Origin of the sequence: Paenibacillus sacheonensis (assembly GCF_009909195.1) — a bacterium.
Taxonomy (GTDB): Bacteria; Bacillota; Bacilli; order Paenibacillales; family Paenibacillaceae; genus Paenibacillus_Z; species Paenibacillus_Z sacheonensis.
Genome location: NZ_JAAAMU010000007.1, coordinates 320,758 through 336,797, shown reverse-complemented (window position 1 = coordinate 336,797; position 16,040 = coordinate 320,758). Strand labels below are relative to the sequence as shown.

General features: G+C 59.5%; 10 protein-coding genes. 9 read left to right on the top strand and 1 reads right to left on the bottom strand.

Features of this window, described 5'->3' with window-relative positions; genetic code table 11:
• Nucleotides 1-22: 22 nt before the first annotated feature.
• Nucleotides 23-736, bottom strand: a complete 714-nt coding sequence (locus GT003_RS16370; protein ID WP_338045947.1) for a cytochrome c biogenesis CcdA family protein — start codon at nt 734-736, stop codon at nt 23-25.
• An 886-nt stretch (nt 737-1,622) separates the two neighbouring features.
• Between GT003_RS16370 and ppsA the strand changes: the two genes are divergently transcribed.
• The 9 genes from ppsA to GT003_RS16325 all read left to right on the top strand — a co-directional run bounded on the left by ppsA (nt 1,623) and on the right by GT003_RS16325 (nt 15,968).
• The gene (gene ppsA / locus GT003_RS16365; RefSeq protein ID WP_161699649.1) at nt 1,623-4,220 is read left to right on the top strand and encodes a phosphoenolpyruvate synthase; all 2,598 of its coding nucleotides are present in this window, start codon (nt 1,623-1,625) and stop codon (nt 4,218-4,220) included.
• 254 nt (nt 4,221-4,474) lie between these two features.
• Nucleotides 4,475-6,004, top strand: a complete 1,530-nt coding sequence (gene hutH, locus GT003_RS16360; protein WP_161699647.1) for a histidine ammonia-lyase — start codon at nt 4,475-4,477, stop codon at nt 6,002-6,004.
• A 34-nt stretch (nt 6,005-6,038) separates the two neighbouring features.
• Entirely contained in the window at nt 6,039-7,721 is a 1,683-nt protein-coding gene (gene hutU, locus GT003_RS16355) for a urocanate hydratase (RefSeq protein ID WP_161699645.1), read from the top strand.
• 34 nt (nt 7,722-7,755) lie between these two features.
• On the top strand, nt 7,756-9,060 hold the full coding sequence (gene hutI, locus GT003_RS16350) for an imidazolonepropionase (protein WP_161699767.1): 1,305 nt from the start codon (nt 7,756-7,758) through the stop codon (nt 9,058-9,060).
• On the top strand, nt 9,057-10,025 hold the full coding sequence (hutG, locus tag GT003_RS16345) for a formimidoylglutamase (RefSeq protein ID WP_161699643.1): 969 nt from the start codon (nt 9,057-9,059) through the stop codon (nt 10,023-10,025). Before hutI ends, hutG begins: the two co-directional genes overlap by 4 nt.
• A gap of 85 nt (nt 10,026-10,110) precedes the next feature.
• Nucleotides 10,111-11,223, top strand: a complete 1,113-nt coding sequence (locus GT003_RS16340) for a hypothetical protein (RefSeq protein ID WP_161699641.1) — start codon at nt 10,111-10,113, stop codon at nt 11,221-11,223.
• A complete protein-coding gene (locus GT003_RS16335) occupies nt 11,220-12,155 on the top strand; it encodes a VanW family protein (RefSeq protein WP_161699639.1) in 936 nt (311 codons plus the stop codon). The genes GT003_RS16340 and GT003_RS16335 overlap by 4 nt, the downstream gene beginning before the upstream one ends.
• Before the next feature lie 341 nt (nt 12,156-12,496).
• Nucleotides 12,497-14,242 carry an ABC transporter ATP-binding protein gene (locus GT003_RS16330; RefSeq protein ID WP_161699637.1) on the top strand — a complete coding sequence of 582 codons (1,746 nt, stop codon included), beginning with the start codon at nt 12,497-12,499 and terminating at the stop codon, nt 14,240-14,242.
• Nucleotides 14,235-15,968: an ABC transporter ATP-binding protein gene (locus GT003_RS16325; protein ID WP_161699635.1), complete on the top strand. Its 1,734-nt coding sequence runs from the start codon at nt 14,235-14,237 to the stop codon at nt 15,966-15,968. Before GT003_RS16330 ends, GT003_RS16325 begins: the two co-directional genes overlap by 8 nt.
• The last annotated feature ends 72 nt before the right edge of the window (nt 15,969-16,040 follow it).

Here is a 16,040-nt window from a genome sequence, read left to right as displayed (position 1 = left end):
TAACCTCCTTAGGCGCGGTGCCTTAACTCAACCACGCCGTAATCATATTTAGCTTGTTCGTCATCAGCAGCACGCCCATCGCGATCTGCAGCAAGCCGGACACGGCCTTGAGCTTCGGCAGATGCTTGTTGAAGGCTCGAAGCCGTCCGACGAGCACATCCGAGAAGAGCGATAGGACGAGAAACGGAATCGCTAGACCGAGCGCATACACGAACATGTAGCCGCCGCCTTGCAAGGCGGAACCTTCGCTGGCCGATAGACTGAGCACGGCTGCGAGAATGGGGCCGATGCACGGCGTCCAACCGAAGCTGAACGTAAACCCGAGCAGGAATGCCGCGACGAAGCCCGTTTTCCCTTTCCAAGCGACGGCGAGCTTCTTCTCGCGCTGCAGGAAGAGCAGCGTGACGATTCCCGTCTGGAACAGCCCGAACGCTATGACGACGATTCCGCAGGCAGTGATGAACCAAGAAGCGTTAATCACGCTGCCGAGCCCGCCAGCTCCGAAGCCGAGCAGCACGAATACGAAGGATATTCCGAGCGTGAAGAACAACGTATTCCCGATCAATGAGGGATGAAGCCGGAGCTTTCCCCATTGGACCGTACTCGAATCCTTCCCCGGGGCAGCGCCGCCGAGATGAGCCAGATACACGGGCAGCATGGGCAGGATGCAGGGCGAGAAGAAGGAAAGGATCCCGGCGAAGAACACACTCCCGACGAACACTTGCGATGTCAGCACCGAACCACCTCCTTGTTGATACCAGTGTACGGGTTTTGCGATCGAAAAGGCATACACTCAGATGATCAGTTTCTATGAAATGATGATGCGCTGCGTCCGATGAGATCTACAAGCTTGCACCGATGAATTGAAATCAAGAGTAGGGAATGACGGCTGGCGAGGATTTCGGATATGAGAATAGCGAGTGTGCGGGCGGGATTCCGGATATGGGGAAGCAACCTTTGCGGGCGGAGATTTCGGATATGTGAAAACGACCAGTATCAGTGGGGATTCGAAACGAACTTTGCCGATGGTCATGCGGCCGCACGATCCGTAACGATTGTCAGTGATGCTATTTCGCGAATTATGCGGGTTGCGAAGCGCTAACGATTGTGACAGGCGCTATTAGGAGCAGAAGGGCTGATTGACAGGGTAAATTCTCTTAATAAGCCTTGTGGCGAGCGTTAGCTGAAATTAACCGGAATTTCGAGTCGAATAGGCTTCTATACAAGCGTTAGCAGTCGAGCGTTATGAAGTTAAGGTTCTTTCGCAGTGCGCGTTAGCAATCGAGCCCTATGTAGTCTGAGGTGGTTTCGCAGCGCGCGTTAGCAATCGAGCCCTATGTGACATTCGAGCATGGAGGGGAACCCAGGCGGCAGTGGGCAGAGAATGACGATGCATTAATGGATGGATCGTAAAAGGAAATCCAATGCGAAAATCAAAAAAAGAACCTGAGCGTTCCGGCTCGGGTTCTTTGTTATTGCATATAAACAGACGTGATGATACAATCAATCCACGACTGGGTTTATCTAATTAGGCATGAGAATTACATCTTATATATTTATCGTACCACGCCTGTATGTTTTAGTCAAATGTTTTTATTCGAAGGATCGGGGAGAGATGTTGAATGGAATCATTGGTTCTCGGCTTCCAGGAAATCGATCCAACGCAGCACGTGCTCGTTGGCGGCAAGGGGTTCAATTTAGGGGAGTTATCCAAAGTCGAAGGCATCCATGTGCCGGCCGGATTTTGCGTGACCACGGCCGGCTATCGGGCAGCCATCGAATCAAACGAAACGTATCGGGTATTGCTGGAGCGGCTGACCGCCCTGAAAGTCGAAGACCGCGTTCAGATTGGCGAGATCAGCGGCGAGATTCGGCGGATCATTATCGAAGCCGGCATGCCGTCCGGCGTGGGGCAGGCCATTGCGCGCTACCTCTCCTTGTTTGGCGAGGAACATGCTTATGCCGTGCGCTCCAGTGCGACTGCCGAAGATTTGCCGCATGCTTCGTTCGCCGGTCAACAAGACACCTACTTGAATATCATCGGCCAAGACGCCATCATGCGGCATATCGGCAAATGCTGGGCTTCCTTGTTCACGGATCGCGCGGTCATCTATCGGATGCAAAACGGCTTTGACCACCGGCAAGTTTATCTATCCGTGATCGTGCAACGGATGGTTTTCCCTCAGGCGTCGGGGATTTTGTTTACCGCGGATCCGGTAACCTCCAATCGTAAGGTCGTATCGATCGATGCCGGCTTTGGACTAGGAGAAGCGCTGGTGTCCGGGTTGGTAACGGCCGACGGCTATCGCGTACGGGAAGGGGAAATCGTCGACAAGCGGATCGAAGCCAAGAAATTAGCGATTTATGGACGACAGGAAGGCGGTACGGAAACGAAACCGGTCGATCCGGATCGGCAAATGACTCCCGCGCTGACGGATGAACAAATTTTACGGCTGGCGCGCATCGGAAGACGGATCGAAGCTTATTATGGCAGCCCCCAAGACATCGAATGGTGTTTGGACCAGGATACCTTCTATATCGTACAAAGCCGGCCGATCACGACGTTATACCCCGTCCCCGAAGCGAGCGACGAGGCCAATCGCGTCTATCTGTCCGTCGGGCATCAACAAATGATGACCGATCCCATGCGGCCGTTGGGCTTGTCGTTCTACCTCATGACGACGCGCGCGCCCATGCGAGCGGCGGGCGGGAGGTTGTTCGTCGACGCTACGCCCATGCTGGCTTCGCCAGCAGGCAGAGAAACGCTGATCCATACGTTCGGACCGTCCGATCCGCTTATCAAGGACGCGCTCACGACGATCGTCGAGCGGGATTTTATACCCTTGCAGCAGCGTGACGGAGGCGCGCCGGGTCCGCAGCGAAGCCTTGCCGATCTTCCGGCGCAGACCGACGGCGATCCGGCCATCGTCTCGGAATTGATGAAACGAAGCGAGACCTCGATCGAAGTGCTCCGACAAACCATCCGAACGAAATCGGGGGCGGAGTTAATCGATTTTATCGCGGAAGATATGCAGGAATTGAAGAAGCTCTTATTCGACCCGCAAAGCTCGAGCGTGTTCATGGCTGCCATGAATGCCTCGTCCTGGATCAACGATAAAATGAACGAGTGGCTGGGCGAGAAGAACGCGGCGGACACGATATCGCAATCGGTACCGAACAATATTACGTCGGAGATGGGCTTGGCGCTATTGGACGTCGCGGACGTCGTTCGTCCTTATCCGGAAGTCATCGCTTATCTGCAGCATGCGCAGGAGAATCTCAACTTGGATGAACTTCTCCAATTCGCCGGCGGCCAAGAAACGCTGGATGCGATGCATGCTTATCTCGCCAAATACGGCATGCGCTGCGCCGGCGAAATCGATATCACGAGAACGCGTTGGAGCGAGAAACCAAGTACGCTTGTACCGTTGATTCTGGGCAATGTCAAAAGCTTCGAGCCTGGCGAAGGCAAACGGAAATTCGAGCAAGGGCTGCGGGAAGCTGAAGCAAAAGAACATGAACTGTTAGACCGATTAAAGCAGTTGCCGGATGGCGAACATAAAGCCACCGAAACCAAACGGCGGATCGATCTCGTCCGGCATTACATCGGCTATCGGGAATATCCCAAATACGGCATGGTGAGCCGTTACTTCGTCTATAAGCAGTCTTTATCGAGAGAAGCCGAACGCCTCGCGGCGGCGGGCGTCATTCGCGAAACCGAAGATATTTACTATCTGGCTTTCGAAGAGCTTCGCGATCTCGTGCGCACGAATACGCTGGATGAAGGGATCATCGGCCAGCGGAAAGAAGAGTACAAGCTCTATGCGAAGCTCACGCCGCCGCGCGTGATGACGTCCGAAGGCGAAATCATCGCGGGTAAGTACAACCGGGAACATCTCCCGGCCGGCGCGATTGCAGGCCTAGCGGTTTCTTCCGGCGTCATAGAGGGACGCGCGCGCGTCATCTTGAACATGGCGGATGCCGAGCTGGAAGAAGGAGATATCTTGGTCACTTCCTTTACCGACCCCAGCTGGACGCCGTTGTTCGTCGCGATCAAAGGCCTTGTCGCCGAAGTCGGCGGACTGATGACCCACGGATCCGTGATCGCGCGCGAATATGGATTGCCGGCCGTCGTCGGCGTGGAGCATGCGACCAAGCTGATTCAAGACGGGCAGCGAATTCGCGTGAACGGCACGGAAGGGTACGTTGAACTTATGTGACCGGCGGCAGGAAACCATTGACAGCATTCTTGTCCACGGGCGACAATGAAAGGGATTCGAACCGCCAATCGAACGGAAATGAGTGGGTCGCGATGAGGCATGGGCGAAAGCTTGATACGGGACAATCGCATAGTACCCTTCGCAAAAAGGGACCGCGCGGAAGCTGACAGCTTCCGCACGGTCCCTTTCTTATGGTAAAGCAAGAAAGGAAACGAACCGCAAAGTTGCCGCTACAACAAGAGAGGGGTGCTGCTATGACGCCTGTCATCCTGGACGGACGGAATCTGACGCCTGAAGCGGTCATGGAAGTCGCCGTTGAACTTCGGGAAGTCGTGCTGAGCGGCGAAGCGGGCGAACGCGTCGGGCGCTGCCGCGAGATGGCGGAGGAGCTGGCGTCCGCCGGTAAAGTCGTGTATGGCGTAAACACCGGATTCGGGAAATTCAGCGACGTGCTGATCTCGCCGCAGGATACCGCGAGGCTGCAAATCAATTTAATTCGCAGCCATGCCTGCGCCGTCGGCCGCCCGCTGCCGGAGGAGACCGTACGGGCGCTCATGCTGCTGCGCGCGAATGCGCTCGCCAAAGGGTATTCCGGCATTCGCCTTGCAGTGCTGCAGCTGCTGATCGACTGCGTCAACCGCGGCGTGCACCCGGTCGTGCCGGAACAAGGTTCGCTCGGCGCGAGCGGCGACCTGGCGCCGTTGTCCCATCTCGCGCTCGTGCTGATGGGCGAAGGAGAGGCTTATTACTTGGGCGAACGGCTTCCGGGAGGGGAAGCGCTGGTCCGGGCCGGACTCCGGCCGATCGCGCTGCAGGCCAAAGAAGGGCTCGCGCTCATTAACGGCACGCAAGCGATGACCGCGATCGGGACGTTGACCTTCATGCGATCGCGCCGGTTGGCCCGGATCGCCGACGCGATCGCGGCGCTCACCTTGGAATGCCTGCGCGGCATCCCGGAGGCATTCGCGGAGGAGGTCCACCGCGCGCGCCCCTATCCCGAACAGATCGGCGTGGCGAAGAATCTCCGCGCGCTGCTGAAGGGGAGCCGATTGACCACGCGGCAGGGCGAGATCCGGGTCCAGGACGCCTACTCGCTCCGCTGCCTGCCCCAGGTACATGGCGCTACCCGGCAAACGCTGGAGTACGTGCGGGATAAGCTGACGATCGAGATCAATTCCGCCACGGACAATCCGCTCTTGTTCCTCGAGGAGGGCATGGTCGTCTCGAGCGGCAATTTCCACGGCCAGCCGATCGCGTTCGCGATGGACTTTCTCAAGATCGGCATGAGCGAGCTCGCGAACATATCCGAGCGGCGCACCGAGAGGCTCGTGAATCCGGCGCTGTCGGGCGGGCTGCCTTCCTTTCTCAGCCATGCGCCGGGCATCGCGTCGGGCTTGATGATCACGCAGTACGTCAGCGCCTCGCTCGTCTCCGAGAACAAAGTGCTCGCGCACCCCTCGAGCGTCGATTCGATCCCTTCCTCGGCCAATCAGGAAGACCATGTGTCCATGGGAACGACGGCGGCAAGGCATGCGGTGCAGGTCGTCGACAACGCTGCCAAAGTACTGGCGATCGAGCTCATTTGCGCGGCGGAGGCTTCTGAATTCGTCGGTGCCGACGGCCTGGCGCCAGCGACCCGAGCGCTCTACGATCAGCTGCGCGCGCGCGTTCGGCCGGTCGTCGACGATCGGTCCTTGTCCCAAGATATCGAGCGCACGGCTGCCGCCTTGTTGTCCGGCGAGTGGTTGGTCGCGGTAGAGGCCGCAGCCGGCCCGTTGTATTGACTAATCGCAAGCTAAGCCAAGGGAGGAACGCGCTATGACGACGAGCAAGCCATCCGATCCGAGACGCGAGATTCGCGCCCCGCGCGGCACGGAATTATCCTGCAAGGGCTGGGCACAGGAAGCGGCCCTTCGCATGCTGATGAATAATCTGGATCCCGACGTCGCGGAACGACCCGAGGAGCTGGTCGTCTACGGCGGCATCGGAAAGGCGGCGCGAAGCTGGTCTGCTTACGACGCCATCGTTCGCGAGCTGCGGCGGCTCGCGAACGACGAGACGCTGCTCGTTCAGTCCGGCAAGCCGGTCGGCGTCTTCCGGACGCACGAACGCGCGCCCCGCGTGCTGCTGTCCAACTCCGTCCTCGTGCCGAAATGGGCGACGTGGGAGCATTTTCGCGAGCTGGAGCGCAAAGGGCTGATGATGTACGGACAGATGACCGCGGGCAGCTGGATCTATATCGGGACGCAGGGAATCCTTCAGGGCACGTACGAAACGTTCGCCGAAGCGGCCCGTCAGCATACGGGCGGTTCGTTGAAGGGCACGCTGACGTTGACGGCCGGCTTGGGCGGCATGGGCGGCGCGCAGCCGCTCGCGGTCACGATGAACGAAGGCGTCGTCATCGCCGTCGAGGCCGATCGCGGCCGAATCGAACGGCGCATCCAGACGAGGTACTGCGACGTGTTGGCCGAAACGCTGGAGGAAGCGCTGGCTTTGGCCGGGCAGGCGGTTACCGAACGGCGAGCGCTCGCGATCGGTCTCGTGGGGAATGCGGCGGACGTGTATCCGGAGTTCGTTCGCCGGGGGATCAAGCCGGATTTCGTAACGGATCAGACTTCCGCGCATGATCCGCTCGTCGGTTATATTCCGGCAGGCTTCACGTTGGAAGAAGCGGCGGCCTTGAGGGCGGCCGATCCCGAACGCTGCGTTCGGCTGGCCAAGGCAAGCATGGCGACTCACGTCAGGGCGATGCTCGACCTGCGGCAGGCAGGCTCCGTCGTGTTCGACTACGGCAACAACATTCGTCAAGCCGCGTTCGACGAAGGCGTGACGGACGCATTCGATATCCCGGGCTTCGTGCCGGCCTATATCCGTCCCTTGTTTTGCGAAGGCAAAGGCCCGTTCCGCTGGGCCGCGCTCTCCGGAGACCCGGAAGACATTCGCAAGACGGATGAACTCGTCCTCCGCCTGTTCCCGGAGAATGACCGTCTGCGCCGCTGGATCGAGATGGCCCAAGAGCGCGTCGCGTTCCAGGGACTTCCGGCGCGCATCTGTTGGCTCGGTTACGGAGAACGGGCGAGGTTCGGTCTCGCGCTGAACGAGATGGTCCGTCAGGGCGAGCTGAAAGCCCCGGTCGTGATCGGCCGCGACCACTTGGACTGCGGCTCCGTGGCTTCGCCGAACAGGGAGACGGAGGCGATGAAGGACGGCTCCGACGCGGTCGGCGACTGGGCGATTCTGAACGCGCTCGTCAATACGTCCGCTGGCGCGTCCTGGGTATCCGTGCATCATGGAGGCGGCGTCGGCATGGGCTACTCCCTGCATGCCGGCATGGTCGTCGTGGCCGACGGCACAGACGAGGCGGACGAACGGCTGCGCTGCGTGCTGACGTCCGATCCGGGCATGGGCGTCATTCGCCATGCGGACGCCGGTTACGGCGAAGCGATCGCGACCGCGGAACAGCACGGCATCCGCATGCCGATGCGCGGCGAATCGGTCTAACCAGAAGAATCGCTATAAACGGGAGGCGATAACCATCGAACGAATCGACCTGTTATTGACAGGCATCGGCAGCTTGGTTACACCGGTCGGGAACGCGCCGCGCTCCGGGCATGCGATGAACGAGATCCGGCGAATTCCGGAGGCGGCGATCGCAATCCGGGATGGCCTGATCGTATTTGTCGGTCCCGAAGCGGAAGTGCTGAGCGGGCTGAAAGGCGCGCAAATCGCGGAAACGCTCGACGCGCGCGGCTGTTTGGCCACGCCTGGCCTCATCGATCCGCATACGCATCTGGTGCACGGCGGATCGCGCGAGCACGAGCTGCCGCTCAAACGCGCCGGCATGCCTTATTTGGAGATATTGGCGCAGGGCGGCGGCATTCTCAGCACCGTTCAAGCGACCCGCGCGGCGAGCGAAGAGGCGCTGTACGAGAAGGCGTACCGAAGCCTAGATATCATGCTGCTGCAGGGCGTCACGACGGTGGAAGCAAAGAGCGGGTACGGGCTTTCCCTGGAAGACGAGCTGAAGCAGCTGCGCGTTGCGAAACGGCTGGGCGAGACCCACCCGCTTGACGTGGTGTCGACATTCATGGGCGCGCATGCGGTCCCGGCCGAGTACAAGGGGCGTTCGGGCGAGTACGCGGATCTTGTTTGCGGGATGCTTCCGGTGGTCGCGGAAGCAGGACTGGCCGAGTTCTGCGATGTCTTTTGCGAGCAGGACGTCTTCACGGTCGCGCAATCCCGCCGCATCCTGCTCGAGGGGCTGCGCTGCGGCCTGCTGCCCAAGATCCACGCCGACGAAATCGAATCGCTCGGCGGCGCCGAATTGGCAGGAGAGCTGGGAGCCATATCCGCCGAGCATCTGCTGGCTGCATCCGACCAAGGACTGCGCATGCTGGCGTCAACGGGCGTCATTCCGGTTCTGCTGCCAGGCACGTCGTTTAACCTGGGACTGAACAGGCACGCTCGTGCCCGGGATATGATCGACGCGTTCCATCTGCCCGTTGCGCTGGCAACGGATTATAACCCCGGCTCTTGCCCGAGCGAGTCGATGCAGCTCGTGATCATGCTGGCATCGCTGAACTTGAAGATGACGCCGGAAGAGATCCTGACGGCCTGCACGATCAATGCGGCTAACGCGATCGGGCGAGGCGCCGGGATCGGTTCGATCGAGGTCGGGAAACGCGCGGACGTCGCGCTGTTCGATGCGCCGAATCTCGCGTATCTGCCGTACCATTTCGGCATCAACCATACGTTCGGCGTGATCAAGAACGGGCAGGCCGCCGTATGGAACCGGCAGATCGTCAAGCCGCGGACCAGCTTCGGGGAGGCGATGACATGAACCGGGAGATCCCGTATTTGAAATCGCCGGAACAAGCCGGGTTCCTGGACCGTTACGAGACGAAGGTCGCGCATTGGATTCGGCGGTGGGACGGCGCGGAGCCGCTGCTCGCGGGAATCGTCGGCGTTCCGTTGTCGAAGTCTTCGATCTCGGTCTCGAGCGCTTCGACCGCGCCCGCGGCGATACGCGCCGCGTTCAAAGCCTTTACGACGTATTCCTTGGAGTACGGAGTCGACTTGCAGGACATGGCCGTCCGCGATCTGGGCGATATCCATATGCACGTCACGGATATCGCGGAATGCCATCGGCGAATCGAGGAGAGCCTTCGCGCGCTGTACGAGGTTCAACCGGCGATCGTTCCGATCGTCGTCGGCGGCGACCATTCGATCAGCTGTCCGTCGGTCAAAGCGTTCGCCGGGCGTTACCCCGGCCGCCGAATCGGCATCGTCCATTTCGACGCGCATCATGACGTGCGCAATTTCGAAGACGGCGGGGTCACGAACGGCACGCCTTTTCGCGGAATTCTGGAGTCAGGTTTCGTAGAGGGGCGTCATATCGCGCAAATCGGCATCCGCGGTTTCATGAACTCGAAGCCGTATCACGATTATGCGGTAGGCAAAGGGGTTCGCGTCTTCACCTCCCGCGACGTCAGGCGCATGGGAATCGATCCGATTCTCGATCAGGCGCTGGCGGTTGCCGGCGACGGGACGGAAGCGATCTATGTCAGTTTCGATGTCGACGTGATCGACCAAGCCTTCGCTCCGGGCTGTCCGGCCATCGGGACGGGAGGGATGAATCCATGGGACGCGCTCGACGCGCTCTACCGATTAGGCGCCGTGCCGCAAGTGGCCGGGATCGATTTCGTGTGCATCGACCCGTCAGTGGATGCACGTAATGCAACCTCGCGTCTCGCGGTGCAATTCATGCTCAGCTTTCTGGCCGGAATGGCAAGCCGGCCGCGATGAATCCCGCGCGGGACCGTGTCACATTTTACCATGCATCGTTTCTCTCCCTTTAAGCAATAGTGTAAGTCAGAAGGGAGAATACAGTATGAATGGTAACGGTATACATCGATTATTCCTGATCGGCGCCGCTTTATTCGCGCTGTCCTGCGATACCACTCAAGCGCGGGCGCCCCGAAGCGAGCAGCCCGCCGTACAGCTGATCGTCAAATCTTCTCCAAACGCCGAGCTCGCATCCCGGATGCTGCTCGATTCTCGAAAATGGGGCGATGCGGTCGCGGCGGGCATCACGCAGCATACGGCCTACATTCCCATGTCCGATACCTATTTATCCATCGATGATAAAGTGTACAGCATCGATTCCTCCTATCGGCTGTACGACGCGGCGAACGCTGCGGCGATTCAGCTTAGCGGCGCGATGCGGCAGCAGCTTGCCGCGCATGTATCCGAAATCAAGTCGAAGCATTACGGCAAATTGTTGACGTGGCCCGAAGCGAAGTCGATCGTCACGATGAAATCGAACCTCTCCGTCGTCGATCTGGAAACGGGGCTGCGGTTCGAAGTCCAGCGGAGGGCGGGGAGCACGCATGCCGACGTTCAGCCGTTAACGAAGCGCGATACGGAGATCATGAAACGAATCTATCAAGGCAAATGGAGCTGGAGAAGAAGGGCGATCCTTGTCGTGAAGGACGGCCAAACGATCGCGGCTTCCATGAACGGCATGCCGCATGGCGGAGACGGTATCCCGGACAACGACTTCCAGGGACATTTTTGCATCCACTTTCTAGGCAGCAGCACGCACAAAACCGGAACCGTCGACATGGATCATCAAACGATGGTGCATAAAGCGGCCGGCAAGCTGCAGCAGTACGCGCAGCAGGCTTCGCCGAACGACGTGGCGGAGTTGTTTTTCATTGCGATCAACCAGCGGGATGCCGAGATCATGACCGCGATTTTCCCGTATCGCAACCATGAACAGTTATCGCGCTTGAAGCAGGAGGCGTCGGCTATCATAGCCATCCGCAGGGAGTCGAGGTATGAGGGGAATGGCTCTTCCGAACTGCTGGTCGTCGACATACCCGCCAGAGCGGTTATTTATCGCGACGGTTCCCGAAAGGCGGAGAAATCGCTCGTCTTCCAGCTGCGCCGAACCTCCGTCATGCAGCCATGGACCATCGAGCACGTGGAGAACGCGTTATGAATTGGCTTTGGATAGCAGCAATAGCGTTAGCGGGGCAGCTACAGCAGGGCGGAGGCAGCGAACAGCTGTCCGTGGCGATTCGGGGAGAGAACGCCGTCGTGATCGATCGCGCCGATTATGCATCGCCCGGGTTTACGATGGTGAATTTGGACAAATTCGACGGGCTTCTTCGGACGGTGGACAAGAAAAGCTTCGAAGCTCCCCGCAACGCGTTCATAAGCGATCAAGGGAGAATCATGCCCGAAGAGCCCGGACACCGGCTGAACCGGCAGGCGTTTACGGAGAAGTTCTTCGCTTACTTCTACGGTACCGGCTCATCCGTCATCGATGCGCCGCTCGTGTCGGTCTACCCGCGGGTCGACCGCGAGCTGTTGGCGAATATCAAGGAGAAACCGATCGGGCAATACGTCACCTATTACAACAGCCGCAACCGAAACCGTGCGCACAATATCAAGCTGGCAGCGCAGGCGATCAACAATACGGTCGTATTCCCGGGGGAGACGTTCTCGTTCAATATGATCGTCGGAGAGCGCACGAGAGAGAGCGGCTACCTGGAAGCGCCGATCATCGTCAGAGGCGAATTGTCCGAAGGCATCGGCGGCGGCATCTGCCAGGTTTCTTCGACGCTCTTCAATGCGAGCGACCGCGCGGGGCTGCATATCGTGAAGCGTTACTCGCACAGCCGGCACGTCCCGTACGTGAGGCCGGGGCGCGACGCGACCGTCAGTTGGAACGGTCCGGACTTCGTCTTCGAGAACGGCTACAATCAGCCGGTCCTCATCCGCGCGCAGGTAGCCCCGGGCAAGGTTTTCGTGGCGATCTATTCGTCCGACGTCATCGATTACAAGCCGAGGGTCGTGCCCGGCATGTCCTTCGGGCAATTGCCGGAGGAAATCGCTGCATCCGCAGCAGAACATACAAATCAACGCTAGTATCGGAAAATGGGAGATGGCCAGGAAGCTTTACAGCTGGCGCTACCAAGACAATCATGCTTATGAAGCCGCGCTTTGCGGCTTTTTCCATTGATATGCGATTACTTTGTCTGCTGGAAAACCGTTGCAGAGCGAACGTGAACGTTCATCCCAGCCGTATCCGCGATAGCGGGTAACGGTCTATCGGCGTTCATGAAGGGGGGTATACAGGCGCATCGAACATAGGTAATATATAACAGCGATGCTATTATTTTGGTGTATGGAGGTAAGGCATGATTTCAACGGCGACAGGCGGGAAGTCCTCAAGAACGAGAACGACTGATAACGGAAAAAAGGAAAGCATGTTGGACGTGTACTGGTGGTCGCTGACCTATCTAAAACCATATCTCGGTACGCTTGTCCTGCTGGTGGCCGCGATGACGGTCGTGTCCGCGGCCGAGTTGGCCGTTCCGAAGATCATGCAGGTATTCATCGACACGGTCATTCCCGGCAAGAAAATGAAAGCGTTCTATTGGATGCTTGCGGGGACGGTCGCGCTGCTGGCGGCGCTGATCGCGGCGCAGTGCTTCCAGAACATGTTTCAGCGCGGACTGCAGGAGAACGCGGCGCGCGATTTGCAGCGAGCCATGTTCAGGCATTTGCGAACGCTGGGTTTCGCCTATGCCGAACGGCATCCGACCGGAGAAACGCTGTCGCTCCTCAATACGGAGGTGGCGGCGGTGCAAAACATGTACCGCTACCATTTTCCCGGCATGCTGAACGGGTTCATGTTCTCGGCGCTCTCCGTGGCGCTGATGCTGTCCAGCAGCGCGAGGCTCACCTTGATCATGCTGCCCGGCTTCCTGCTCTATTATTTGTTCGGTCCGTACCTCGAACGCCAAGCTTCGCTGAACGGCAAACGAATGGCGAACGAACGCGTGGAAGAGAACCGGAAGGCGTACGAAAGCGTGTCCGCCCAGACCGAGCTGCGCGCCTATGGCGCCGAGCGATGGGATTCGGAGCGCTATGCGGCCAAAGTGGAAGCATTGAACCGCAGCACGATCCGCACGTACTGGTATGCTTACATGCGCGGAACGAACCGCAGGCTGACGTATTATTTGGGGGCCGTGTTCGTGTTCATCTACGGGTACCATCTGATCGGCAAGGATGCGATCACCGTGGGGGAATTCGTGGCTTTCCTGCTCTATTATTTCGCCGCCATGCACCGGCTCACGGGCGTGGTCACGAATATCACGGAGCAGCGCGTGCTCATGTTCCAAGCGAAGAGGCTGTATGATTTCGTACGCCTTCGGCCTGCCGTGACCGAGCCGGACCAGCCGGAGGAGCTGCAAGCCGTGCAAGGCGAGCTTCGTTTCGAAGAGGTATCCTACGCGTATAACCCTGACCAGCCCGTGCTGTGCGAATTCAGCTTGACCGTGCCTGCCGGATCCAGAGTCGCCCTGGTCGGCGCGACCGGCAGCGGCAAATCGACGGTATTGAAATTAGCCGGCCGGTTCTATGATCCGGGCGAAGGGCGCATTCTGCTGGACGGCGTTCCGATCGATCGCCTGTCGTTCGACGCGCTGCGCTCGGCAATGGGCTACGTGTTTCAGGAAACGTATCTGTTCGGCTCTTCCGTGCGGGAGAATATCCGCTTCGGAGATCCGGAAGCCTCGGACGAAGCCGTCGAAGCGGCTGCGCGGGCAGCCTGCGCCCATGAATTCATCATGGGTCTGCCGGACGGCTACGACACGCCCGTCGGCGAACGAGGCGTTCGATTGTCCGGCGGGCAGAAGCAGCGCGTCGCGATCGCGCGCATGTTCATCAAGCAGCCGCGCGTCATTCTGCTCGACGAGGCAACGTCGGCCCTCGACAACGAAAGCGAGGCCGGGGTTCAGGAAGCGCTGGTGCGGCTCATGCGGGGGCGTACGATTCTGGCCGTCGCGCACCGGCTGTCGACGATTCGCGATTTCGACCGGATCGTCGTCCTGCAGGACGGGCGCGTCGCGGAATGGGGCACGTACGACGAGCTGCTGGAGAAGCGCGGGCTCTTGTACCGGCTGGCCGAAGGAACGACCGAACCGGAGGAGGCGATCGTCCATGTCTAATTATCGCTGGGTGCTCGGGTGGCTCGGACAAGTGAAGGGATGGGTCGCGCTGGCGGTGCTGCTCATGACCGCGGAGATTCTGTCGAATACGGCCACCATCTGGCTGAATCAGCAAATGATCGACGACGTGCTCGTCGCCGGCCATCGGGACAGGTTCTGGCCGGTGCTGATCCAGCTTGCCGCGGCCTACGCGCTTTATTCGATTTTGTTTACGCTCGGTCCTCATATGATCCATATTTCGGTCGCCAAGCTGCGTACGCTGCAATCGCGGCAATTGATGCGGAGCATGTTCCGTATTCCGGTGGCGGAGCTGCAGAAGGAACGGACGGGGCATTACGTCTACCACTTCACGAACGATCTCGCCCAGTCGGCCGATCTGATCGGCAACGATATTCCGCGCATGACGCAGCAGTTCGCCGGCGCCGTATTCCTGATCGCGATCATGGGGACGGCAAGCCCGTCGCTGCTCGTCATGGTGGCCGCAATCAGCGTGCTTTATATCCTGATCGGACGAAAGTTCTCCGCGCCGCGCAAAGCGGCGGGCAGCGAAGTGAGCAAGAACCGGTCGCAGCTGATCGTCCATTTGGAAGAAGGCGTGTCTTCGACGAGGGAAGTGCTCGCCTTTCGCCGTCAAGCGTGGGAGGAGCGCCGCTATCGCGAGTTATTCCGCATCTATTACGACAGCGTCATGGACGAAGCGAAGCTGTTCAACCGACAGCTTGCGATAAGCGATCCGTTCAAGTGGCTGGCCGTCATTCTCGTCTTGTTCTACGGCGGCTGGCTCGTGCTGGAGAACCGGCTGTCGCTCGGATTGTTCGTCGTGTCGTTCCAGTTCACGTCCAGGCTGATGGATACGCTGAGCGCGCTGTTCAACGGATGGATGCAGCTCGCGGGCCGAATGGCGGCCGTCGATCGCATCCGGAGCGTTATGGACGGCTCGCAGACGGCCGACGGCAGCACGCGTCTGACCGGTCCGATCCGCGAACTTCAGCTGATAGACGTATCGTTCGGCTACGCCGAAGAAGGCTGCCGCGTCCTGTCGGACGTATCCATCGCGCTGCCCGTCGGACGCAAGATCGCGCTGGTCGGGGCCAGCGGCGGAGGGAAATCGACGATCGCCAGCCTGCTCGCGCGATTCTTCGATCCCGACGGCGGCATGATCGCGGTCAACGGAACGCCGTTAGCCGCGATCAATCGCGAAGACTGGGCCGGCAAAGCGACGGCCGTATTTCAAGAGCCTTATTTGTTCCCGGATACGATACGGATGAATTTGCTGTTCGGCCTGGAAGACGTAAGCGATGAGAAACTCAGGGATGCGTGCAGCGCCATGCGCATTCACGACTTTATTGCGGTACAGCCGGCCGGGTACGAGACGCTGGTCGGCGAGAGGGGCATCACGCTCTCCGGCGGCCAGCGTCAGCGGCTTGCGCTGGCGAGGGCGCTGCTGCGAGACCCGGAGCTGCTCATTCTCGACGAGGCGACCTCGTCGCTCGACATGGAGACCGAGCGCGAGATTCAGCGGGCGCTCGACGAGCGGCGCAGCGGGAAGACGACGGTCATCATCGCCCACAGGCTGTCTACGATCCGCAACGCGGATGTCATCTACGTGCTGGACGGCGGCATCGTCGCCGAGCAGGGCACGCATGAAGAGCTGATGCAGCTGAACGGGCGCTATTGCGGGCTCGTCGCGAAGATGAGCACGGAAGCGGCCGGAATCGGGGCATAGCCGCGAAATTACTGTTGGTTGAAAACGAATGCAAGGAAAGCAGCGGAAAACAATAGGCTTATCATGAAGATG

Coding starts and splice junctions, on each gene's coding strand:
- ppsA (WP_161699649.1), top strand. CDS start 1,623: ATGGAATCATTGGTTCTCGGCTTCCAGGAAATCGATCCAACGCAGCAC.
- hutH (WP_161699647.1), top strand. CDS start 4,475: ATGACGCCTGTCATCCTGGACGGACGGAATCTGACGCCTGAAGCGGTC.
- hutU (WP_161699645.1), top strand. CDS start 6,039: ATGACGACGAGCAAGCCATCCGATCCGAGACGCGAGATTCGCGCCCCG.
- hutG (WP_161699643.1), top strand. CDS start 9,057: ATGAACCGGGAGATCCCGTATTTGAAATCGCCGGAACAAGCCGGGTTC.
- GT003_RS16340 (WP_161699641.1), top strand. CDS start 10,111: ATGAATGGTAACGGTATACATCGATTATTCCTGATCGGCGCCGCTTTA.
- GT003_RS16335 (WP_161699639.1), top strand. CDS start 11,220: ATGAATTGGCTTTGGATAGCAGCAATAGCGTTAGCGGGGCAGCTACAG.
- GT003_RS16330 (WP_161699637.1), top strand. CDS start 12,497: ATGTTGGACGTGTACTGGTGGTCGCTGACCTATCTAAAACCATATCTC.
- GT003_RS16325 (WP_161699635.1), top strand. CDS start 14,235: ATGTCTAATTATCGCTGGGTGCTCGGGTGGCTCGGACAAGTGAAGGGA.